We start from the raw sequence: 21,056 nt of genomic DNA on the forward strand, positions 1-21,056 counted from the left end.
TGGTCCGCCGCCCTCCGGGAATAGAAGGGGAAACGCATCGCGTCCCCGATCGAGGACCCGGACCATGATGAGCGCGAACGGATCGGCGGCGGCCGTCTCGGGGGAGATCCTGGACCAGACCCGGGCCCTCTTCGGCGGCGGCGTGGCCGCCGGGCTCAGCGACGCCGAGCTGCTGGAGCGGTTCGCCCGACGACGCCCCGGCGGCGTCGAGGCCGAAACGGCCTTCGGGGTGCTCGTCGCCCGACACGGGGCGATGGTGCTCGGCGTCTGCCGTCGCACGCTCCGGGACCCGATCGCCGCCGAGGACGCCTTCCAGGCCACTTTCCTCGTGCTCGCCCGCAAGGCCGGGACGATCCGGGTCGACGACTCGATCGGCCGGTGGCTCTACGGGGTCAGCCGACGGGTGGCCGCCAAGGCCCGACACCAGTCCGCCCGACGCCGGGCCGTGGAGCGGCCGATCGCCGGGCTCGCCGAGCCGTCCGGCCGGTCGTCCCCAGTCCTCGACGCCCACCGGGCCGACCTCCGGGCGGTCATCGCCGAGGAACTCGCCCGGCTCCCCGGCCCCTTCCGGGAGGCCGTCGCCCTCTGCGACCTGGAGGGCTGCACCCACGACGAGGCCGCCCGACGCCTCGGCTGGCCGGTCGGATCCGTACGCAGTCGGCTCTCCCGGGGCCGGGCCCGGCTCCGGGACCAGCTCTCCCGGCGGGGCGTCTCGCCCTCGACGCTGACCCTCGCCCCCCTGACCGCGCCGTCGCTGCCCCCGGCCTTGCTCCGGGCGACGACGACCGCGGCCCTCGCCTTCGCCTCGGCCGGCCGATCGGCGTCGCTGGCCTCCCCGGCCGCCGCCCTGGCCGTCTCGGTGCTCCGGGGGGCCGCGATCGGCTCGATCGCCCTCGGGTCGGCCGCCGTCGTCTCCGGCATCGTCCTGACCCTGGCCGCCCTCGTCGCGACGGCGCCGAAATCGCCCCCTCCGCCCCCCGCCCCGGCGGTGGTCCCGGTCGCCGTGCAAGAGGGACCGAGTCCCCTCGTCGTCCCCGTCGCCGACCACGAACTGCCCGAGGCCCGGCCCATCCCCCTGCCGGTCCGGGTCGTCGAGGCCGGGACCGGCCAGGCGATCCCGGGCGCGAGGGTCTCCGCCCAGGTCTGGCAGCCCACCGAGCCCCTCGACCTCGGCCGATCCGAGACGGACGCCCGGGGCGAGACCGTGGTGCAGTGGCCCGCCGACCTGGTCACGAGCCTGAACGTCCTGGCGAATGCCGACGGCTATGTCCCGATGCGGGCCTGGTGGCGTCGCCAGGACCTGCTCGCCGACCCCCCTTCCTCCCTGACCTTCGAGCTGGTCCGGGGCGAGGCGATCGGCGGCATCGTCGAGGACGAGCGGGGCGAGCCCATCCCGGACGCAATTGTCTATGTCTGGGTCCAGGCCAACGGCCCCGGCGACGGCCGGGCCCGCTGGTCGACGACCGACTTCCCGGTCCGGACCGACGCCCGGGGACGTTGGCAAGCCCCCTACCTCCCCCCCGGTCAGCCCGGAGACGCCAGGGTCCTCCTCCGCCTGGAGCACCCGGATTTCGTGAGCGAGCCGTCCGGCTACAGCCGAAGGCACACCGCGGATGAGTGCCGGTCGCTCGATGTGGTCGAGGTCATGCAGGACGGCGTCCCGGCCTTGGGTCGGGTCGTCGACTCCAACGGTCGGCCGGTCGTCGGCGCCCGGGTCAACCTCGCGAGGGCGGGGGGAGGCGGTGCACCCGTCAGCACCGAGACCAACGCCGACGGCCGGTTCCGCTTCGGGCACGTTTCGGCCCCTGAATCGCCGGACGCCGTCCCCCCCACACTCTGGAGGAACCTCCTCCCCGCCACGGTCGAGCGGCCGGGGTTCGCCACCACCATCGGGACCGTCAGGATCGGTCAAGGCGCACCCGAGACCGAGATCCGGCTGGCCGAGGCCCGCCCGATCGGCCTACGGGTCGTTGACCCCGAGGGCCGTCCGATCGCCGGGGCAATCGTCACACTTGATGAGCTTCGAGCCGGAGACCGGGGCCAAACCGAGTCCTCCTGGATCGACCGGACCGACGCCGAGGGCCGGATCGTCTGGCCTGATGGCCCGGCTGAGGGCGAGGTCGAGTTCCGGGTTGACCGGGAGCCGTACCTTAGCGTCCTCCGAAAATCTGCTCCCGCCGGCGCCGAGGAGGCCGAGATCGTCCTCCGGCTCCCCCCCAGGGTCTCCCTTCGCGTGCTCGACGCTTCGACCGGCGACCCGATCGACCGGTTTGAGGTGACGCCCGGGATCAGCCTCCCGCGCGGTTCGGAGTTCGACTGGTCGGTCTACGGGACGACGGACGAAGGGAGAGACGGTCAGTTCGACGCCGTCCTCGATGAACTCGCCTTCGAGCCATCCGGGGCGATCGCCCTCAAGGTCGAGGCCGAGGGCTACGCCCCGGCCGTGACCGAGAGGTTCGAGATTGCCGATGAGGTCATCGAGCGGACGGTCTCGCTGAGCCCGAGTGTCATGACGGAGGGAACCGTGTTCGGTCCGGACGGGACGCCGGTGGCGGGTGCTGAGGTGATCAAGCTCCTCGGCTCGGGATCCGTGAGCCTGGGAAACCGCTCGAATCTCCAGGCGATCCGCGACGAGTTGAGGGTCACCACTGGGTCCGACGGTCGTTTTGCCCTCGATCCCGAGGCGGAACCGTTCGGAATCGCCGTGATCGCCGACGAGGGCATGGCCCGGGTCGGCCCGGCCCGGCTGTCGGAGTCGGCCGAGGTGCGGCTGGTCCCCTGGGCTCGCCTCTCGGGCCGGTACTTCGTCGGGGAGGAGCCCCAGCCGGGCAAGACGATCACCGTCTCGGTCGACTCGACCGCCCCGGGGGCGACCCGATGGGTCCAGGACGGCTACGAGGTCACGACCGACGCCGACGGCCGATTCGAGCTCGATCGGGTCGTCCCCGGATTCGCCGTCGCCTTCTCCCCGACCGTCGGGCCGTTCTCGTTCGAGGTCGGGCCGGGCGAGGTGGCCGAGGTGGTGATCGGCGGGTCGGGCCGCCCGGTCGTCGGCCGGATCGAGGCGCCCGACGAGGAGAGCCTGCCGATCCCCCTGGACCGGGCAGGGGGCCGACTCCTGCTCGAACAGCGGGGCTTCCCCGAGCCCGAGGAACTGGCCGGGCGCTCCCAGGAGGAGCGGGTGGCCCACATCACCGCCTGGTACCAGACCCCGGAGGGGAGGGAGTGGAGGCGCAGGTATCAGGGCCACACCGTCCGGGTCGGGCCCGACGGTTCGTTCCGGATCCCGGATGTCGCCCCGGGCTCCTACACCCTCACCCTCCACCTCTCGTCCGAGTCGGGGAGCCGACTCGATGCCGAGGATCGGACCGAGATCCGGGCCACGATCGAGCGGGCGGTCGAGGTCCCCGAGGGAGACGGCCCGATCGACCTCGGCACCATCCCCCTGGAGGTCGAGACGATCCGCCACCGGACGCTGTCCGTCGGCCAGGAGGCCCCCGACTTCGAACTCCAGACGCTCGACGGTGACCCCGTCCGCCTGGCCGATCAGCGGGGCAAGGTCGTCCTGCTCCACTTCTGGGCCACCTGGTGCGGCCCCTGCCTGGAGGAGGAGCCGACGTTCGAGGCGATCTGGGAGGAATTCGGCGGGGACGACCGCTTCACCCTGATCGGCCTGAGCCTGGACGAGGAGCCCGAGGCCGCCCGGATCCACGTCGAGGCCCGGGGCTTCGGCTGGACCCAGGCGGTGCTCGGCCCCTGGGGGTCGTCGACGGTCGCCCAGGACTTCGGCGTCGAGTCGATCCCGAGGAGCGTCCTCATCGGTCCGGATGGCCGGGTGATCGCGAGTCGGCTCCGGGGGCCCGAGATCCGGGACGCCGTGGCCTCGGCACTCGCCCGATGACGGCCGGGTCCGCCGCCGTGCCGGTTGGACCTCGGCCCCCGGAGTCGCTAGACTCGCGGGGGCGTCTCGGGGAGGCGCGGGGACAGGCGGAGGCGGCATCACGATGCGTCGCGTGGTCACGATCGACGGACCGGCCGGGTCGGGCAAGAGCACGGTGGCCCGGATCGTGGCCGATCGGCTCGGCTGGCGACTGCTCGACACGGGGGCGATGTACCGCTCGGTCGCCCTGGCGGCCCTGGAGGCCGGGCTTGACCTGGCCGACGAGCGGGCCGTCGCCGCCCTGGCCGATCGGCTGACCGTCGCACTCCCGCCCGGCCGGGTCCTGCTCGACGGCCGGGACGTGACCGCCGAGATCCGGTCGGTCGAGGTGACCCGGGTCACCCGCTTCGCCGCCGACAACCCGGCCGTCCGCCGCCTGCTCGCCTGCTGGCAGCGCGACTTCGCCGCCGAGAACGACACCATCACCGAGGGCCGGGACCAGGGCACCGTCGTCTTCCCCGACGCCCCCTGCAAGTTCTTCCTCACGGCCGACCCCGCCGAGCGTGCCCGACGCCGACACGCCGAGTACCTCCGCCGGGGCGATCCGGTCGCGCTGGAGGACGTCCTCCGGGACCAGCAGGAGCGAGACGATCGGGACCAGTCCCGGGCCATCGCCCCGCTCCGGCCGGCCGACGACGCCCGGCTGGTCGACACCACGGGGAGGAGCATCGAGGACGTGGCCGCGATCGTCGAGGCCGCCGCCCGGTCCTGCCTCGCCGACCCTCCCCCCCCCGACCGGAGCCACCCGCCCCATGACCCGCCCCGACGCCCCCGCCGGCCCGTCCCGCGCCGCCGAGCCCCCCGCCCGGGACCGGTCCCTGGCCCTGGTGCTCTACTACCGGATGACCCAGCTCTCGGGGTTCACCTACTTCTCGATGACCGGGGGCATCCGGACCAGCGGCCGGGAGAACATCCCCGAGCGGGGGGCGGCGCTGCTGGTCTCCAACCACGCGAGCTTCTGGGACGTCTTCGCGCTGGGGATCTCGGTGCGTCGGCCGCTGAACTTCGTCGCCCGGTCCTCGCTGTTCACCCCGGTGCTGGGGAGGCTCATCACCTGGATGGGCTCCTTCCCGATCCAGCGGGACGGCATCGGCGTGCAGGGGTTCAAGGAGACGCTCCGGCGGCTGAAGCGGGGCGGCATCGTCACCCTCTTCCCCGAGGGGACGCGGACCCCCGACGGCCGGCTCCAGGAGCTGAAGCCCGGCATCTCCACCCTGGCGATCAAGGCGAAGGTGCCGGTGATCCCGGTGGGGATCGCCGGGACCTACGAGGCCTGGCCCCGGGACCGGAAGTTCCCGCGCCCCCACCCGATCCGGGTCCACATCGGCCCGCCGATCTCCCCCGAGGAACTCTCCTCCCGATCCCCCGAGGACGCGACCGCCCTGATCCGCGATCGCATCCAGCAGGCGATCGACGTCGCCCGCCAGGAGTTCGACCGCAGGCTCGGCCGCAGCCCGACGGCCGATTGACCCGGCCCGCATCGGATTTTCGAGTTGGCCGGATCGACCGCTTCGGATAGAGTCCGACGCCGACCGGACGGCCCGCGCTCGTCGCCGACGCTCCCCCTCGAACCTCCCCTCGACGCCCCGGACCGGATCGCAAGGCCCCCGGCCTCCACGACCGGGGGCCGATCTCCGGGCCCTTCGGGCTCGGGCGAATCCCCGCCCGAGGCCGGTCGAGCCCCGGGACGACCCTCGGCAAAGGAGCACCGCCATGCGACGAGCCTCGTCGCCCCGCCGTCCCGGCCCGGCCGGGCTCGCCTCGGCCCTCGCCGGCCTGGCCCTCTCGGCAGGATGCACTCATAACCATTACTATTACGGAGAGGCCACCCCGGCCTACGTCGTCCCCGGCGAGACCGTGATCGTCGACGAGGTCTGCGAGCTGCCCACCCGGGTCTTCTCCGACGCACAGGTCCCGTCGCTCGGCACCCGGCCCTCCTCGGTCACCCCCGCCCCCTCGGACCCCGAGGTCGTCACCAGCGCCGACTCCGGGGCCCCCCGGGTGGTGATCAGCCGGCCCAGCTCCGGCCCGATCCTCGGCGGGGGCTGGATCGCCCGGGGCGGCGGTTCGGTCCGGACCGAGGTCCAGGGCGGGGCCGACCCTTCGCTGATCCGCTGATCCCCGGCGGGACGCCGATCCCGATCCCCATGCCGCCCGCATCCCCCCGAGCTTGAAAAGCCGAGCCGACCGATGCCCCGACGACGATCATCCTTCCGAGGGGCCCGCTGCCTGGTCACCGGCGCCTCGTCCGGCATCGGTGCCGCCTTCGCCCGCCTGCTCGCCGCCGAGGGGGCCCGGGTCGTGATGACCGGCCGTTCGGCCGATCGTTTGTCCGCCGTCGCCCTCGAACTGACCGAAGCGGGGGCCGCCCCCGCCGACGTGGTCGCCGTCGCCGCCGACCTGACGGACCTGGACGACCGCCGGATGCTGCTCGACCGGGCGGCCGAACGCCTCGGCGGCGCACTGGACCTGGTGGTCAACGCCGCCGGAGTCGGCGCCTACGGCCGGTTCGAGTCGCACGAGCCGTCGGTGCTCCGGGGCCTCCTGGAGGTCAACGTCATCGCCCTGGCCGAGGTCTGCCGGGGGGTGCTGCCGATGCTCCGCCGGGGGGACCGCCCGTCGCTCCTGAATGTCGGCTCGATCGTCGCCCGCCGGGGGCTCCCGGGCAGGCCGGAATACTCGGCGAGCAAGTTCGCCGTCGCCGGACTGACCGAGGCGATCCGGGCCGAGTGGGCGATTGACGGGATCCACGTCCTGCTGCTGAACCCCGGCTTCACGACCACCGCGTTCGAGCGGAACCTCCTGGTCCACACCGCGATCTACCGCACCGAGTCCCACCGGAGCATGTCGCCCGACGCCGTCGCCCGCGCGGGACTCGATGCCGTGCTCCGGGGCCGGAACGAGGTGACGCTCACCCCCAGGGGTCGCCTGCTGCTGGCCTTCAACCGGTTCTTCCCCCGCTTCGTCGACTGGGGCTTCGGCCGATGGACACGCCGCCTCTACGCCGACGCCCCCGCGCTCGCCGCGGCCGAGTCCCGCCGGTGAGTCCGACACCGGGTTGAATGCATCCCGAATTGGGGGCGGTCCGGCGCCTTGCGGGACGGTTGCTCCTTGTTCCCGAAGGCTCAGTCGAGGCCGGGCGGTTGATCACCCACTCGGGGGTCGGCCCGTCGCGCGTCGCCCCCTCGCAGCCCCGCCGCCGGGACATCCGAGTGGATCTACCCGAGTCCACGTCGAAGACGTGCCGGCGAACCCGCCCGTGCGGCATGCCGCCCCCTCGGGAAAATGACGTTGCCGAGTCGATAACGGACCACCTATCGTGTGTCTCGTCCGAATGCGGGGAATCCGGCGACGACGCCCGAGGTGATCGTCTCGGGGTTCGGGGACGCGGCCCTCGCCGGGGATCGCCCGGCGGCGTCGGGGCGGTCCCGACCGAGGAGGAGCATCACGATGTCGGTGATCGAGGCGTGGGTCGCCCCTGGGGCAAGGCAGGGTTTGGAGCGTCGGCAGGTCGACCTCGGCCCGATCGGTGACGAGGAGGTGGAAGTCGAGGTCGAGCACTGCGGCCTCTGCCACTCCGACCTGTCGATGCTGAACGACGATTGGGGGATGACCCGGTATCCGGCCGTGCTCGGCCACGAGGTGATCGGCCGGGTGGCGGCCGTCGGGCCGGCCGCGAAGGGGATCCGGGCGGGCCAGCGGGTCGGGGTCGGCTGGAATGCCGGGAGTTGCATGCACTGCCGGCAGTGCAAGTCGGGCGACCAGCACCTCTGCGCCGAGGCCCAGCCGACGATCGTCGACCATCACGGCGGCTTCGCCAGCCGAGTCCGGGCGCACTGGGCCTGGGTCGTCCCCATCCCCGACGGCCTGCCGGCGGCGGACGCCGGGCCGCTGCTGTGCGGCGGGATCACCGTGTTCAACCCGCTGGCCCGGTACGCGAGGCCTACGAGCCGGGTCGGGGTGGTCGGCATCGGCGGGCTGGGCCACATGGGCCTGAAATTCGCCGCCGCTTACGGGTGCGAGGTGACGGCGTTCACCTCCAGCGAGCGGAAGTTCGAGGAGGCCCGCGGCTTCGGGGCCCACCATGTAGTCTCGACGCGAGACCCCAACGCCATCCGGCGGCGGGGCGGTTCGCTGGACCTGCTCATCGTCACCACCAATGTCCAGCTCGATTGGGCCGCGTTGATCGAGACGCTCGGCCCGAACGGCCGGATGCACGTGGTCGGCGCGGTGCCCGAGCCGATCCCGGTGCCGGTGCTCGCGCTGATCTGGCGGCAGGCCAGCGTCTCGGGCTCGCCGACGGGGTCTCCGGTGGCGATCGAGACGATGCTGGACTTCGCGGCCCGGCACGGCGTCTCCCCGACGACCGAGCACCTGCCGATGAGCCGGATCAATGAGGCGTTCGAGCGGCTCCGGGCCGGCGAGGCCCGGTATCGGATCGTGCTCGACGCCGACTTCTGATCGAGGAGGGTCCGTCGGCGATCACCCCTCACGGGCCCGCCGCGTTCCCATCCTCGGGGATATCGATGCATTCGACGCGACTGCGATCGGGGAGACGCGTCCACTTGGTCGCCGCCCCGCCCCGGCCGTTCGGCGCCGGGGCGGGGGGAGGCCGGGCCCCCGTCGACCCCGTCCGGACGTCGACTCGATCACGCTCCCGAGTTCAGGGGAGCGGGGCGAAGGGACGGGGCCCACACCCCCGACATCGAGAGGCCGGTGGGACCGCGACGGGGCAAGCCGAAGGGGGCGAGTCGGCGGAACGAGCACGTCGGTGGTCGTCGATGAAAAGTGCGCGAACCGGTCGCGGGGTCATCCCGTGAACCGCCGCAGGATCAGGGTCGTGTTCTGGCCCCCGAAGCCGAAGCTGTTCGACATCGCGACGTCGACGACGTGGTCGCGCGCGGCGTGCGGGACGTAGTCGAGGTCGCAATCCTCGTCAGGCAGATCGAGGTTCACCGTCGGCGGCACCACGCCGTCGCGGATCGCCAGCAGGCACGCGATCGCCTCGACGGCCCCTCCCGCGGCGATCAGGTGGCCGGTCATGCTCTTGGTGCTTGACACGGGCACGCGTCCCGCGTGGTCCCCCAGGGCGCGTTTGAGCGCCCTCGTCTCGATCGAGTCGTTGGCCCTGGTGCTCGTGCCGTGGGCGTTGACGTAGTCGACATCCCCCGGGTCGAGCCCCGCGTCCCGAAGGGCCAGGCGCATCGAGGAGACGGCGCCTCGGCCCTCGTCGTGGGGGTCGGTCAGGCGGAACGCGTCGGCCGTCGAGGCCTGGCCCGCGACCTCGCCGCGGATGATCGCCCCCCGGGCCCTCGCGTGCTCGAGCGACTCCAGGACGAGCATCCCGCCCCCCTCGCCGAGGATGAACCCGTCGCGGTCGCGGTCGAAGGGCCGGCTCGCCCGGGCCGGATCGTCGTTCCGCGTCGACATGGCCGTCAGGAGCACGAACCCCGTCATGCCGAACGGGTGGATCATGCTGTGGACGCCGCCGGCGAGCATCACGTCGGCCGAGCCGTCGCGGATCAGTTCGGCCGCCTCGCCGATGGCCTGGGCGCCGGCCGAGCAGGCCGTGAGGCAGGAGAAATTCGGCCCGGCCGCCCCGAAGGCGGCCGCCACGTGCCCGGCCGGCGTCCCCGGATCCTGCTCGGACTCCAGGATCGGGTCGAGCCGAGACGGCCCCTCGGACGTGAACCGCCTCGTGTCGACCCGGCCGCGGTCGAGCGACCGGCGGATGAGGTCGACGAATCGGGGGAAGTCCGTCTGCCCCTCGCCCGAGCCGAGATAGACCCCGAGGCGCGACGGGTCGACTCCCGGGCCCTCGAACACGCCGGAGTCCCGCACGGCCTGCGACGCGACGGCCAGCGCGATCTTGGTGGTCAGGCCGTGGCCCTCCCACCGGGAGGCCTCGCCGCCGAGGTCCTTCGAGAGGTCGAACCCCTTGAGCTCCGCGGCGATCCGGGTCGCGAAACCGCCGGCGTCGAACCGGGTGACCGGCCCGACCCCGCCGCGCCCCTCTCGGAGCGACTCCCAGGACGTCGCCACGTCGAGGCCGACGGGCGTGACCATCCCCATCCCCGTGACGACCACCCGCCTCGATTCGCCGACCATGGGCACCTCCGTCGATGGACCGTCCCGCTTTCGATTCGAGGGGCACGCCGGGGCCCGGTTCACCAGGGCAATGATTCGCCGAGGTGGAAGAACCCGCCGCTCGGGCCGTCGTCGGGCAGGGTCGCCAGGAGCACGCTCGTCCGCCCGCCCTCCGAGACCTCCATCGGGGCCGACGGGCCGCCCATGTCCGTCTTCACCCAGCCGGGATGCGCGGAGTTCACCTTGATCGGGGTCCCCCTCAGCTCGTGGGCGAGGTGGACTGTGAAGGCGTTGAGGGCCGTCTTCGAGGCGTCGTACGCGAAGGCCTTCATGTCGAAGATGGGAGATGCCGGGTCGGAATGGAGCGTCAGCGAGCCGAGGATGCTCGACAGGTTCACGATCCGGCCGGCCGGCGCCCTGCGGAGTAGCGGCAGGAGGGCCTGCGTGAGGGCGACGACGGAGAAGACGTTGGTCTCGAAGGTCCGATGGAGGATCTCCGGCGTCACGGCCGACGTGGTGTTCACGCCCCCCGGCGCGCCGAAGTCCGCCTCGTCCAGGGCGACTCCGGCGTTGTTCACCAGGATGTCGAGCCTGCCGTGCCGGTCCTGCAGGTAGCGCACGACCTCCTGGTGATCGCCGGGCCGGTCGACATCGAACCGGATGGCCTCGACCCCCTCGATCCCCTCCCCCCGGAGTCGATCGGCGGCGGCCCGCCCCTTCGCCTCGTCCCGGCTGCCGATGAGGACGGCGATCCCCGCCTGACCGAGCCCCCGGGCCGTCTCCAGCCCGATCCCCTTGTTCGCCCCGGTGATGAACGCGACCTTGTCCCGAGTCGACATGACGTATCTCCCGAGAGGCCGGCCACGCCGCCAATCACCTTGACCGGCCGCCGTTGCCTGCATATACAAGAGATATGGGGAGCGTCAAGCGGAAGCACGTCCAGGATCGGTCGCCGATGGCGGTGCCATGTATGTGCGGGGTCCTGCGCCAGGCCTCCCGGGCGGTGACCCGGGTCTACGACGACGAGCTCCGGGGGGCCGGGCTCCGGGCGACCCAGTACACGCTGCTGCGGCTCCTCGAGCGATCGGGCGAGGTCCGGCAACGCGACCTGGGCGGCCTGGCCTCGATCGACGAGACGACGCTGACGCGTAACCTCAGGCCGCTGATGCAGGCCGGCTGGGTGTCGGCCCGGGCGGGGGAGGATCGCCGCGAGAAGCTCGTCGCGATCACCGAGGCGGGCCGGGCGAAGGTCGGGCAGGCCGGGTCGGCCTGGCAGCGGGCCCAGGACCGGTTGCGAGGCGCGCTGCCCGAAGAAACCTGGGACCTGGTCCTCCGGGCGTTGCCGTCCCTGACCGGGGCCGCGGCGGAGGCGTCGAAGTCGGGGGAGGGCACATGAGGATCCTGGTCGTCGGCGCCGGCGCGACCGGCGGATACTTCGGCGGGCGGCTGCTCGAAATCGGCCGGGACGTCACGTTCCTGGTCCGCCCCGGGAGGGCCGCCCAGCTCGCCGAGACCGGCCTGTCCATCGCGAGCCCCTCGGGGGACGCCTCGCTCCCGAATCCGCCGACCGCCCTGGCCTCGGAACTCCGAAGCCCGTACGACCTGGTGATCCTGTCCTGCAAGGCCTACGACCTGGCCGAGGCCGTCGAGGCCATCGCGCCGGCGGTGGGGCCGGAGACGGCCGTCTTGCCGCTGCTCAACGGCATGCGGCACCTCGACGCCCTCGACGCCCGCCTCGGCCCGGGCCGCGTCCTGGGAGGGTCGTGCTTCATCTCCGCCAGGCTCGACGAGTCCGGGGGCGTGGTCCACGTCAGCGACGTGGATCGCCTGGTGTTCGGCGAGCGGCCCGGCGGCCGGTCCCCCCGGCTCGAGGCGATCGCCGAGGTGATGGGCGGGGCGAAGTTCGAGGCGGTGGCGAGCGACCGGATCCAGCTGGAGATGTGGGAGAAGTGGGTCTTCCTGGCGTCCCTCGCCGGGCTCACGTGCCTGACGAGGTCGGCCGTCGGCGACGTCGTGGCCGCCGGCGGGACCGACCTGGCGGCCGGACTGCTGGAGGAGTGCCGGGCCGTCGCCGAGGCCGAGGGCTACCCGCCCCGGGTCGAGGCGATGCGGGCGGCCCTCGGCCGGCTCACCGACCCCGGCTCGACGGTGTCGGCCTCGATGCTGGGCGACCTCGAGCGGAGGGGCCGGACCGAGGCCGACCACATCCTCGGCGACCTGCTCCGGCGTCGAGGGGGGGCGGGGGGAGGCGACCGGTCCCTCCTCCGCATCGCCCTCGTCGCCGTCAAGGCCGCGGAGGCCCGAGCCGCCCGAGCGCGGGGGTAGGGGGCGATCGAGAAGGGTGCCGCGCCCCCCGTCGGACGGCTTCGAGGTGACGACCACCCTGAGGCCTCGGGCTTCGCCGACGACCCCCGGGCCGGTTCGCGATTCGACCTCCGAGGGCGGCAAGACCTCGGGCCCACCTCGCCTTGCGAGGTCGGCCGGTCTCCGGCCCGGGAGGGGGCCCAGGCGGATTCGGATCCGTCGCCCGGGCCGATCGAATCCAATGGACCTGTTGGCCCCTCCCCGGTCAACCCCTCGCCCTCGCATCGTCCCGCTACAAGGCGTCGTCCGAGACGACCTCGCCCCCCGCCCGGCTGCCGATCGCGAGCCAGACCCCGGCCGAGACGGTCTCTCTCACGAATCGGACGCTCCCGTCGCAGTGCAGCGCGTTGACGCCGCCGGGGTGCAGGCTCCGGGCGGCGACGTCGAGCGAGAGCCGGTCCCACCAGTGGTTGTTCCGGTTGCTGTGCGGCAGGCCCCCCCGGCAGTCGACCCGGCGGTCGTTGGGCGGCCGGAGGTGGTTGTACATGCTATGGCCCGGGGCGCCGTAAACCCACCGGCTCCCCCGGGTCTGCTGCAGGGCGAGCCCCGGCCCGGTGCACTGCGCCTCGCGATCGGTCAGCTCCGGGCCATTCGCCCGGTTGTCGTTGCCCCGTGTCAGCACGAACCCGTTGGTGGGGCTTGCGCCGTCCCAGGTCGAGGGCCCGCCGAGCGTGGCCTTCACCGTCTCCCCGATGCAGACCGTCTGGCTCGTCCCGTCCCGGACGTCGGCGATCGAGACGGACGAGTTCTCATAGAAGATCCCGGTCACGGGGACCCCTCCCGGGTTCCTCGGGGAGAGGGGGTAGGTCGTGCCGGAGTTCAGCGGGTAGTTGTGGACGCCGCTCTCACCCTGGAGCTTCTCGAATTCGTCGCTGGGGCAGAGCAGGGCGGCCAGCGTCAGGTTCATGATCGTCGTGTTCTCGGGGACCGACGAGCCGGTCGGCCCGTTGTCCGGACTCAGGTCGAAATTGATCGCGTTCGACGCGTTGACCTGGTCGAGCTGCGGGAGGATCTGGGCGTAGGCCGAGAAGCATCGGCCGTGGCCGTCGATCATCCCCCGCAAACGTCCCGGCGGGAACCGGCCGTGCGCATCATGGTAGGTGTGCAGCGCCAGGCCGATCTGCTTCAGGTTGTTCGCGCACTGCATCCGTCGGGCCGCCTCCCGCGCGGCCTGCACCGCCGGGAGGAGCAAGGCGACCAGGGCCCCGATGATCGCGATGACCACCAGGAGTTCGATCAGCGTGAACCCGCCCCGGAATCGCTTGATCCGCATCGACCCACCCCCGATCCTGGTCTTCCTGGGATCGCCGGCGATCGCGACCGTCTTCGTCCGCCCGGCATGATCCTGTCGAAAAGAGGTACGATCATGTCGGATCTCGGTGCGATGCACAACCGGGTCAAGGCCAGGCGCCGGGAACGGGGCTGGTCCCAGGAGGAGCTGTCCCGGAGGGCCGGCATCTCCCGGGCGGCCGTCAGCGCGGTGGAGACGGGCCGACTGGTCCCCTCGGTCTTGGCGGCGATCGGGCTGGCCGAGGCGCTCGGGGCCTCGGTGGAAGAACTCTTCGGCCGGGCCCGGCCTGCCGGGGAGGACCCTTCCTGGGCATGGCCGGCGACGACGGATCCCTGCCGATTCTGGAGGGCCGAGGTCGGCGGCCGGATCCGGCTCTACCCGGCCGAGCCGACCCCGGGGGGGGTGGTCGCCCACGACGGCGTGGCCCGGGGGGGGGCCGCCGAGGTCGACGGCGGTCGGGAGCCCGGCGAGACCCTCGTGCTCGCCTGCTGCGACCCCGCGGCGGGCCTGCTCGCGGCCGAGTACGAGAAGGCGACCGGATTCCGGCTGCTCGTACTACCCCGTTCCAGCGGCCGGGCCCTGGAACTGCTCCGGGAGGGGCTCGTCCACGCGGCGGGGCTACACCTGTCGACCCCCGAGGACCCCGACGGCAATGCCCGGGCCGTCTCCGATCGACTCGGCGAGGCCTGGGGCCTGCTCGGGGTCGCCCGATGGGAGGAGGGCCTGGCGGTGGCCGGGGGTGTCCCGGGCCGATCGGTCCGGTCGATCCTGCAGGCGGACCTGTGCTGGGTCGGGCGGGAGTCCGGCTCCGGCGCCCGCAAGTGCCTCGACCGGCTCCGGGCCGGCCGACCCGAACCGGGGCGGGTCGCCTTCGACCACCGGGGAGTCGCCGACGCGATCCGATTCGGCTGGGCCGAGGCCGGCGTCTGCCTCCGCCTCGCCGCCGAGGAGGCCGGCCTCCGGGTCCTCGGGATCCAGGTCGAAGCGTACGAGCTCTGCGTCCCGGTCCGGCTCGAACGCGATCCTCGCCTCCAGGCGTTGATCCGGGTCGTCCGCTCCGCCCCCTATCGCCGGGCGCTGGCCGCCCTTCCGGGGTACGACCCCTCGGGGGCGGGGGAATGGCGACGCGTGGAGGCGGGCGCCGCGGCCCCGGTCGAGGGGGAATCCGGTCGACCGGGACCATCGGGCTGATCGCCCGGCCCGGCCCGCCCCCGATTCCCTCGGGGCGGGCCGGGGCCCGGTCGGCTTCGTCCCGGGCAGTCGGGGGCCGGCCGCCCGACCGACGGCCGCTCACCCCGGGATCGGGCCCCGGGGCTCCGAGCCCTCCCGGTGCCGGCCGTAGTCGATGGTCACGACCGGGCCGACGGGACGGTGCGGCCCCTTCAGGAGGGCGGAGGCCGCCTGGGGGCTCGCCGAGACAGGGAAGGTCACCGGGGTGGCTCGGCCTCGACGGGCCCCCGACAGGGCCCGCACCAGCACACCGGCCGTCTCAGTGGGGAGGAAGGAGGCGCAGCCGACGAGCATGATGAGCCCGAAGGTCCACATCCCGAGGCAGGCGCCGATGCCCAGGTGCATCGCCGTGCCGGCCGCGAGCACGATCGGCCGCCAGGCCGGCTTCCAGACGAGCACGCAGAAGGAGATCTCCCAGGCGATCGTCGTGTGGGTCATCACGTTCAGGATCAGCGGGTGCCAGGCCAGCCACGTCATGTCCATCGACTGGTATTCGAGATTCGCGAAGGCCAGCCACATGGCGTCCCCGCTCCACCAGGCGGGGCCCTGGAGCTTCGAGATCCCGGCGAAGAAGTAGATCGTGCACATGTGGACCTGGATCAGCCGCCTCCCCAGGTTCGACCGGGCCGAGGGGGTCGCCGCCCCCTCTCCGCGACGCCGGGCGATCAGGCGGTCGAGCGAGACGGCCCGGCCCCCGTCGCCGATCGTCAGGTAGAGCGTCAGCATCACGTTGATCTGGTCGAGGCCGAAGAGCGCCTCGGGCACCCGATGGGCGTAGGAGATCGCCACGACCAGCGACAGCACCGAGGTCGCCCGGGTCCAGAGCCCGAGCGTGAACAGGGCGAGGATGGCCATCGAGACGCCGTGGGCCGTCCACATCCATTCCGGTTCGACCCACCACCAGAAGGAGCAGGCGAACGAGTATTCCTGGAGCGTCCGGACCAGCTCGGCGCCGAGCCAGGGGTCCTCCCCGAAGAAGTCCCCCAGCGCCAGTCCCCAGACGCCGTGCGTGTAGAGCAGCATCAGGCCGGTGAGCACCCGGAGGATACCCAGCAAGGTCGGGTCGGCCGGGGTGAACCAGAAGGCTTCCCACGCCTCGGAGCACGACCGGATCCGGGACCGGGTCTCGGCCAGGGCGAAGGTCAAAGCTCGTCGCATTGGTACACCCCCAGCTCGACGTCCTCGTAGCTCTCCGGGTGGTTCAGGCCGATCCCGTCCCGGACCATCCAGGCCGTCGGCATGTAATGGGTGACCTGGAGCAGCCGGACCCGATCGGCGCCGAACTTGGTGCCGACGTGCTTGGCGAAGGACCGGTGCCACAGCTCCCGCAACTCGGGGAAGGTGCCGGCCATGTGCTCGGAGAGCATGAAGTGGCGGTGGTAGAGCAGCCTCGGGGCGATCTCTCGGCCGGGGATCCGCCCCCGGATCACGGTGCCGTCGGCCCGCTCGGCCTCGAAGGCGAGCAACGTGCTCTCGGCCGGCTCGGGGGCGAAGAAGTGGTAGCCGTGATTCAGGTAGAGGAACTGCAAGTAGGGGTGGACCAGCTCCCACGCCGTCAGGATCAGGGGAGACGACGGCGAGACCGAGGCCGGGGCGATGATGACCGCCGAGACGTGCAGGACGAGCCAGGCGTTGACGGCCCATCGCAGCGACCGGCGCCCGATCCGTCGGGGGGGCGGGCTCGCATCAGGTCGTTCAGGGCCTCGATCCATCTCGACTTCCATTCCGAATCCCTCCATGTGCGAACGATCGGAACTTGCCCGCCAACGCCGAAGCCCGCCAGACCGCCCCGATGGGCGACGGCGGGGCCTGGAGTCGGGTCGCTCGCGTCCTCGAGCGCCGGGATCGTCGTCCATCGACGATCACCATGCCCCGGGCTCGGGGCATTCGATGGTGTCATCCCCGGGGGAGATCCCCCGGGGAGAGCGTGACCGACGGTCGGGGCAGGAGGTCGAGCCTCGGCGTCCCCGGCCGTCGGTCACGGGCCGACCTCAGTAGGAGCCGCCGCTGCTGCCGTGCGAGCCGCCGCTGGAGGCGTGCTTGAGGTGCTTGAACAGGCCGCCGCCGTGCGAGCCGCCGCTGCTTCCGCCCGAGGAGCCGCCGCTGGAGGCGTGCTTGAGGTGCTTGAACAGGCCGCCGCCGTGCGAGCCGCCGCTGCTGCCGCCCGAGGAGCCGCCGCTGGAGGCGTGCTTGAGGTGCTTGAACGCGCCGCCGCCGCTGCTTCCGCCCGAGGAGCCGTGCGAGCCGCCGCTGGAGGCGTGCTTGAGGTGCTTGAACAGGCCGCCGCCGTGCGAGCCGCCGCTGCTTCCGCCCGAGGAGCCGTGCGAGCCGCCGCTGGAGGCGTGGCCCACCTCCGAGATCAGGCCGCCGCCGTGGGAACCGCCGCTGCTCCCGTGGGAGCCGCCGCTGGAACCGTGGCTGAACAGCCCGGCCCAGGCCGCCTGGGGGAGTCCGAAGCTCAGGGCGCCCAGGCAAGCCACCGAGAAGATCGTCCGGCGAAGCATCGTCAACATCCCGAGTTCCTCCGCGCTATGCGTACCGCTGTCCGAAAGGATCCAAGCCCGACGCCCGGGCCCGAACCCGACTGCCCTCGGACGACGATCGATCCCCGAGACCACCGGTCCGGGAGACGGGTCGACGCCTCGGGGCCGGGTGACCGGCCGGGCGAATCCCCGGGCCGACCCGAAGGTCGGGCCGTCCCGGGGATCGATACGGGGGACGCTCCGCCTCCGATGCGAGGCGGAGGTCAGAACACCTTCAGGATGTTGAATCTGGGATGTCTGGGTGCCCTGCACAGCAAGAAGATACGAGGGGGTCTGCGTGGAGTCAAACGACTCGCGAGAGATTGCTGCAGAAGGGTTCAATTCAAGTCGGGCAAGGGGCAGGGGGGCGCAAAAGGCGACCCGATCGCGGCGGGCGACACAGGCCGCCGGGTCGGGTCGCGCCCGAGCCGGATGGCCTCAAGCCGGGGAGTCGCGGTGCCGAAGGGTCCGCCCCCCGGCGGCCCGGCTCAGGGGCGGAAGGCGAGGGCGAGTTCCTCCGGGACCGGGCGGCTCGACCGGGATGACGGGTCGATCGTCACGAGGGTGACGACGGCATCGGCCGCGACCTCGCCCCCGGGCTTCCGGATCTCCTGGCGGAGGGCGAAGCTGGTCCGGCCGATCCGCTCCGGCCGGGTGAGGATCGTCAGGGCCTCGCCTTGTCGGCACTCGCGGCGGAAGTCCAGGTTGAGGTTCACGGTGACGGTGACCGCCCCGAGCCCCAGCAGGCGCTCGTAGGGCAGCCCGAGCCGCTCGTACCAGTCCTCCCGGCCCCACTCGAGGTACTCGACATACTTGGCGTTGTTCACGTGGCCGTTGACGTCGATTTCCGTCGGCCGGACGACGATCTCGATCGAGGTCTCCATCGCGGACCCTCATTTCGGGGTGGGACCGTTCGCGAGGCGGGGTCAGTCCTGGTCCTCCGCCTCCTCCTGCCGCTCGGAGAACTCCGCGAAGGCCCCCTCCAGGGGCGGACGCCTGAGGTGGTCGCCGGTCGCCCGCTGGAAGGCATTGGAGGCGGCCAGCAGGGTCGACTCGTCGTAGAGCCTCCCCGTGAAGGTGATCGAGCCGGGGCCATGCCGGCCGTCGACCTCCCGGGTGCCGAAGGGGAGCACGGCGGTGGGGTGGCCGGTGAGGTTCGTGAGCGCCAGGTCCTGCGCCTCGCAGACGTAGAGGTCGATCGTCTCCATCAGCTCGGCCATCCGCCTCATCAGCAGGGTCCGCACCCGGGAGGCGCGGAGGTATTCGACCGCCGGCACGAACTGGCCCCGGCGGAAGGTGACGGGCCAGGAGTTGAGCCCCTCGGTGACGTGTCCCCTCGTCAACTCGTCGAAGACGGCGGCCGCCTCGGTGCCGAGCATCATCGTGACGGCCCCGGTCGGCAGGTCGCCCGGCAGCTCGATGGACACCAGCTCGACCCCCAGGCCGCGCAGGACCACCAGCTCCAGCCGCTCCTCGACCGGCCTCTCGGGGTCGTCGAGGTAGCCGACCCGGAGCGATCGCAGGTCGACGGGGGAGGGCCAGTCGAAGGGCTGGTCGACGGCGGCGGGGTCGAACCCGTCGGCGCCGTGGATGGCGTCGAGGACCAGGGCGCAGTCCTCCAGCGACCGGGCGATCGGGCCGAGCTTGTCCATCGACCAGCTCAGCGGCATGCAGCCGTGCCGGCTGACCCGGCCGAAGGTCGGCCTCAGGCCCGAGGCCCCGCAGGCCCGGCAGGGGGAGACGATGCTGCCGAGCGTCTCGCTGCCGATCGCGAAGCCGACCAGCCCCGCCGCCGTCGCCGACGCCGAGCCGGCCGACGACCCGCTCGAACCCCGCCTCGGGTCCCAGGGGCTGTTGGTCCGCCCGCCGAACCACCGATCCCCCATCGCCAGGGCGCCCAGCGAGAGCTTGGCCACCAGCACGGCGCCCGCGTCCTCCAGCCTCCGGGCGACGGTCGCCTTCTCGTCGATCACCTGGTCCTTGAAGGGGGTCGCCCCCCAGGAGGTCGGGTATCCCGGGTAGGCGATCAGGTCCTTCGCCCCCCAGGGGATGCCGTGCAGGGGGCCCCGGTAGATCCCGGCGGCCAGCTCGGCGTCGGCCTTCCTCGCTTGCTCCCGGGCGACCTCCTCGGTGAGGTTGACCACGCACTTGAGCATCGGATCATATTTCTTGAGCCGTCCCAGGTACAGCTCGGTCAACTCGATCGAGGTGACCGCCCGGGCCCGGACCAGCGCCGACAGCTCCGAGACCGGCAGGAACGCCAGTTCCTCGTCCGACCCCGGCCGCTCCATCGCGTGCCACTCGGTCGGCGTCGCCCGCCCCCGACGGACCTCCCCGGAGGGCTGAAGCCCCGGGCTCGGCACGAAGGAGAGGGCGGGGGGGACGTCGTAGCCGACCTCCACGGCTCGCAACTCCCGGAACTCCTCCAGGGAGCGTTCGACGGCCTTCGCCGTGCTCTCGCGCTCCTCCTCGGTGAGTTCCAGCCCGGCGATCCACTCGGCCTGCGCCAGCCGATCGGGCGTGACCCCGCCTTCCTCGTCGGCCCGGCTCGCGACCGCCCTCCGGAACGTGGCGGAGCCGATCCCCAGGGCCCCCAGCGCCTTCAGGACCGCCCTCCGGCGGAGGGCACCCGGGCGGCCCGAGCCCCCGGGATCGCCGTTCGTCTCGGTCTCGGGGATGTTCATGGTCGCTCGGTGATCGGCTCGGGGGGTGGTGTGGCGGAAGACGGGTCGCAGTCTATCACGCCGATCCCGCCTCGCGGAGGGCCCACCGCCTCCCGGACGTTCGGCGATCAGAGGCCCCGGAGGAACGCGACCAGGTCGGCCAGGTCCCCCGCGGCCATCGGCTCGTCGAGCGGGTGCCCGAACCGCCCGAAGACCTCCGCCAGCGACCCCGCCCTCCCGTCGTGGAAGAACGACCGACGCCGGCCGACCCCCCGCAGCGACGGCGGGTTGAACGTCGAGTGCCCGCGTTCGTCCTCCAGGCCCACGTCATAGGCCGCGGGGGTCGTGAAGGCCGACGGCTCGTGGCATCGGGCGCACCGCAGTCGGCGGAAGGTGGCCGCCCCCCGGGCGACCGCCTCCTCGTCTCCATGCGACTCCAAGGCAGGGGGGGGCGGGAGCGACCGGAGATAGGCCTCGATCGCCTCGACCTGGTCGTCGTAGAGCGGGTAGCCTCGCATCGTCGAGGCCACCGACTTGCGGATCTGGTCCCCGAGCGTCGCCATCCCCCCGTCCCATGCCCAGGGGCCCGTCTCGCCGACGCCGAAGAGCGAGGGCGTCCGCTTCGGGGTCCCGTACGAGTCGTCTCCCAGCGTGTCGACGAGGCGTCCGTTGGCGTGCCCGTCGGCATGGCAACTGTGGCAGCTCATCCAGCCGTCGTGCGACAGCCGGGCGTCGTGGAACAGCTCCCGGCCGCGCCGAATCGCGTCCGGCTCCGGGGTCGGCCCCAGGGGCCCCCCGCGACCCAGCGACGACACCGAGTCCCCGACCCGGCCCCCGCCCGGGGCCTCCGCCAGCGCCACCGGACGCCCCGCCGACCCCCGACCGATCGACCGGCGACCTCGCCACGCCCCCAGCGCCACCGCGATCCGCCCGTCGGCCAGGGGGAGCACCCCGTTGGG

The 21,056-nt window shown here is 72.8% G+C and carries 17 protein-coding genes and 1 pseudogene; 9 read left to right on the forward strand and 9 right to left on the reverse strand.

Annotated elements, in window-relative coordinates; all coding sequences use genetic code 11:
- The first annotated feature begins 64 nt into the window (after positions 1 to 64).
- The 6 genes and pseudogenes from ElP_RS03555 to ahr all read left to right on the forward strand — a co-directional run bounded on the left by ElP_RS03555 (position 65) and on the right by ahr (position 8,401).
- Positions 65 to 3,901 (forward strand): sigma-70 family RNA polymerase sigma factor, encoded by a 3,837-nt coding sequence (locus ElP_RS03555; protein ID WP_197446685.1) that lies wholly within the window; start codon positions 65 to 67, stop codon positions 3,899 to 3,901.
- A gap of 103 nt (positions 3,902 to 4,004) precedes the next feature.
- Positions 4,005 to 4,622, forward strand: a pseudogene (cmk, locus tag ElP_RS03560) ((d)CMP kinase); the annotation flags it as partial.
- Between the two features lie 70 nt (positions 4,623 to 4,692).
- Positions 4,693 to 5,409 (forward strand): lysophospholipid acyltransferase family protein, encoded by a 717-nt coding sequence (locus ElP_RS03565; protein ID WP_197446686.1) that lies wholly within the window; start codon positions 4,693 to 4,695, stop codon positions 5,407 to 5,409.
- Between the two features lie 244 nt (positions 5,410 to 5,653).
- Positions 5,654 to 6,058, forward strand: a complete 405-nt coding sequence (locus ElP_RS03570; RefSeq protein ID WP_145267300.1) for a hypothetical protein — start codon at positions 5,654 to 5,656, stop codon at positions 6,056 to 6,058.
- 72 nt (positions 6,059 to 6,130) lie between these two features.
- On the forward strand, positions 6,131 to 6,985 hold the full coding sequence (locus ElP_RS03575) for an SDR family NAD(P)-dependent oxidoreductase (protein ID WP_145267302.1): 855 nt from the start codon (positions 6,131 to 6,133) through the stop codon (positions 6,983 to 6,985).
- Positions 6,986 to 7,390: 405 nt separating this feature from the next.
- A complete protein-coding gene (ahr, locus tag ElP_RS03580; RefSeq protein WP_145267304.1) occupies positions 7,391 to 8,401 on the forward strand; it encodes an NADPH-dependent aldehyde reductase Ahr in 1,011 nt (336 codons plus the stop codon).
- Between the two features lie 348 nt (positions 8,402 to 8,749).
- On the opposite strand, the gene ElP_RS03585 is transcribed toward ahr, so the two are convergent.
- Positions 8,750 to 10,048, reverse strand: a complete 1,299-nt coding sequence (locus tag ElP_RS03585; RefSeq protein WP_145267306.1) for a beta-ketoacyl-[acyl-carrier-protein] synthase family protein — start codon at positions 10,046 to 10,048, stop codon at positions 8,750 to 8,752.
- Between the two features lie 59 nt (positions 10,049 to 10,107).
- Positions 10,108 to 10,866: an SDR family oxidoreductase gene (locus ElP_RS03590; RefSeq protein WP_145267308.1), complete on the reverse strand. Its 759-nt coding sequence runs from the start codon at positions 10,864 to 10,866 to the stop codon at positions 10,108 to 10,110.
- A 116-nt stretch (positions 10,867 to 10,982) separates the two neighbouring features.
- Between ElP_RS03590 and ElP_RS03595 the strand changes: the two genes are divergently transcribed.
- Both ElP_RS03595 and ElP_RS03600 read left to right on the forward strand, forming a co-directional pair.
- Positions 10,983 to 11,423 (forward strand): MarR family winged helix-turn-helix transcriptional regulator, encoded by a 441-nt coding sequence (locus tag ElP_RS03595; RefSeq protein ID WP_197446687.1) that lies wholly within the window; start codon positions 10,983 to 10,985, stop codon positions 11,421 to 11,423.
- A complete protein-coding gene (locus tag ElP_RS03600; RefSeq protein ID WP_145267312.1) occupies positions 11,420 to 12,352 on the forward strand; it encodes a ketopantoate reductase family protein in 933 nt (310 codons plus the stop codon). Before ElP_RS03595 ends, ElP_RS03600 begins: the two co-directional genes overlap by 4 nt.
- A 271-nt stretch (positions 12,353 to 12,623) precedes the next feature.
- On the opposite strand, the gene ElP_RS03605 is transcribed toward ElP_RS03600, so the two are convergent.
- Positions 12,624 to 13,664, reverse strand: a complete 1,041-nt coding sequence (locus ElP_RS03605; protein WP_145267314.1) for a DUF1559 domain-containing protein — start codon at positions 13,662 to 13,664, stop codon at positions 12,624 to 12,626.
- A gap of 93 nt (positions 13,665 to 13,757) precedes the next feature.
- Here ElP_RS03605 and ElP_RS03610 point away from each other — a divergent pair, with 93 nt between their 5' ends.
- Positions 13,758 to 14,873 carry a substrate-binding domain-containing protein gene (locus ElP_RS03610; RefSeq protein WP_145267316.1) on the forward strand — a complete coding sequence of 372 codons (1,116 nt, stop codon included), beginning with the start codon at positions 13,758 to 13,760 and terminating at the stop codon, positions 14,871 to 14,873.
- 99 nt (positions 14,874 to 14,972) lie between these two features.
- Here the strand turns inward: ElP_RS03610 and ElP_RS03615 are convergent, their stop codons facing one another.
- The 6 genes from ElP_RS03615 to ElP_RS03630 all read right to left on the reverse strand — a co-directional run bounded on the left by ElP_RS03615 (position 14,973) and on the right by ElP_RS03630 (position 21,047).
- Positions 14,973 to 16,070 (reverse strand): HTTM domain-containing protein, encoded by a 1,098-nt coding sequence (locus ElP_RS03615; RefSeq protein ID WP_197446688.1) that lies wholly within the window; start codon positions 16,068 to 16,070, stop codon positions 14,973 to 14,975.
- Positions 16,055 to 16,636 carry a hypothetical protein gene (locus tag ElP_RS37610; RefSeq protein WP_197446689.1) on the reverse strand — a complete coding sequence of 194 codons (582 nt, stop codon included), beginning with the start codon at positions 16,634 to 16,636 and terminating at the stop codon, positions 16,055 to 16,057. The genes ElP_RS03615 and ElP_RS37610 overlap by 16 nt, the downstream gene beginning before the upstream one ends.
- A gap of 267 nt (positions 16,637 to 16,903) precedes the next feature.
- Complete coding sequence (locus ElP_RS41600) at positions 16,904 to 17,425, reverse strand: hypothetical protein (protein ID WP_449343082.1); 522 nt, start codon at positions 17,423 to 17,425, stop codon at positions 16,904 to 16,906.
- A 497-nt stretch (positions 17,426 to 17,922) separates the two neighbouring features.
- Positions 17,923 to 18,318, reverse strand: coding sequence for an acyl-CoA thioesterase (locus tag ElP_RS03620; protein WP_145267320.1), 396 nt, complete (start codon positions 18,316 to 18,318; stop codon positions 17,923 to 17,925).
- Positions 18,319 to 18,360: 42 nt separating this feature from the next.
- Positions 18,361 to 20,118, reverse strand: coding sequence for an amidase (locus ElP_RS03625; RefSeq protein ID WP_145267322.1), 1,758 nt, complete (start codon positions 20,116 to 20,118; stop codon positions 18,361 to 18,363).
- 107 nt (positions 20,119 to 20,225) lie between these two features.
- A complete protein-coding gene (locus ElP_RS03630; RefSeq protein ID WP_145267324.1) occupies positions 20,226 to 21,047 on the reverse strand; it encodes a cytochrome c peroxidase in 822 nt (273 codons plus the stop codon).
- Positions 21,048 to 21,056 lie beyond the last annotated feature (9 nt).

It is taken from the genome of Tautonia plasticadhaerens (assembly GCF_007752535.1).
In the GTDB taxonomy this organism is placed as follows: Bacteria; Planctomycetota; Planctomycetia; order Isosphaerales; family Isosphaeraceae; genus Tautonia; species Tautonia plasticadhaerens.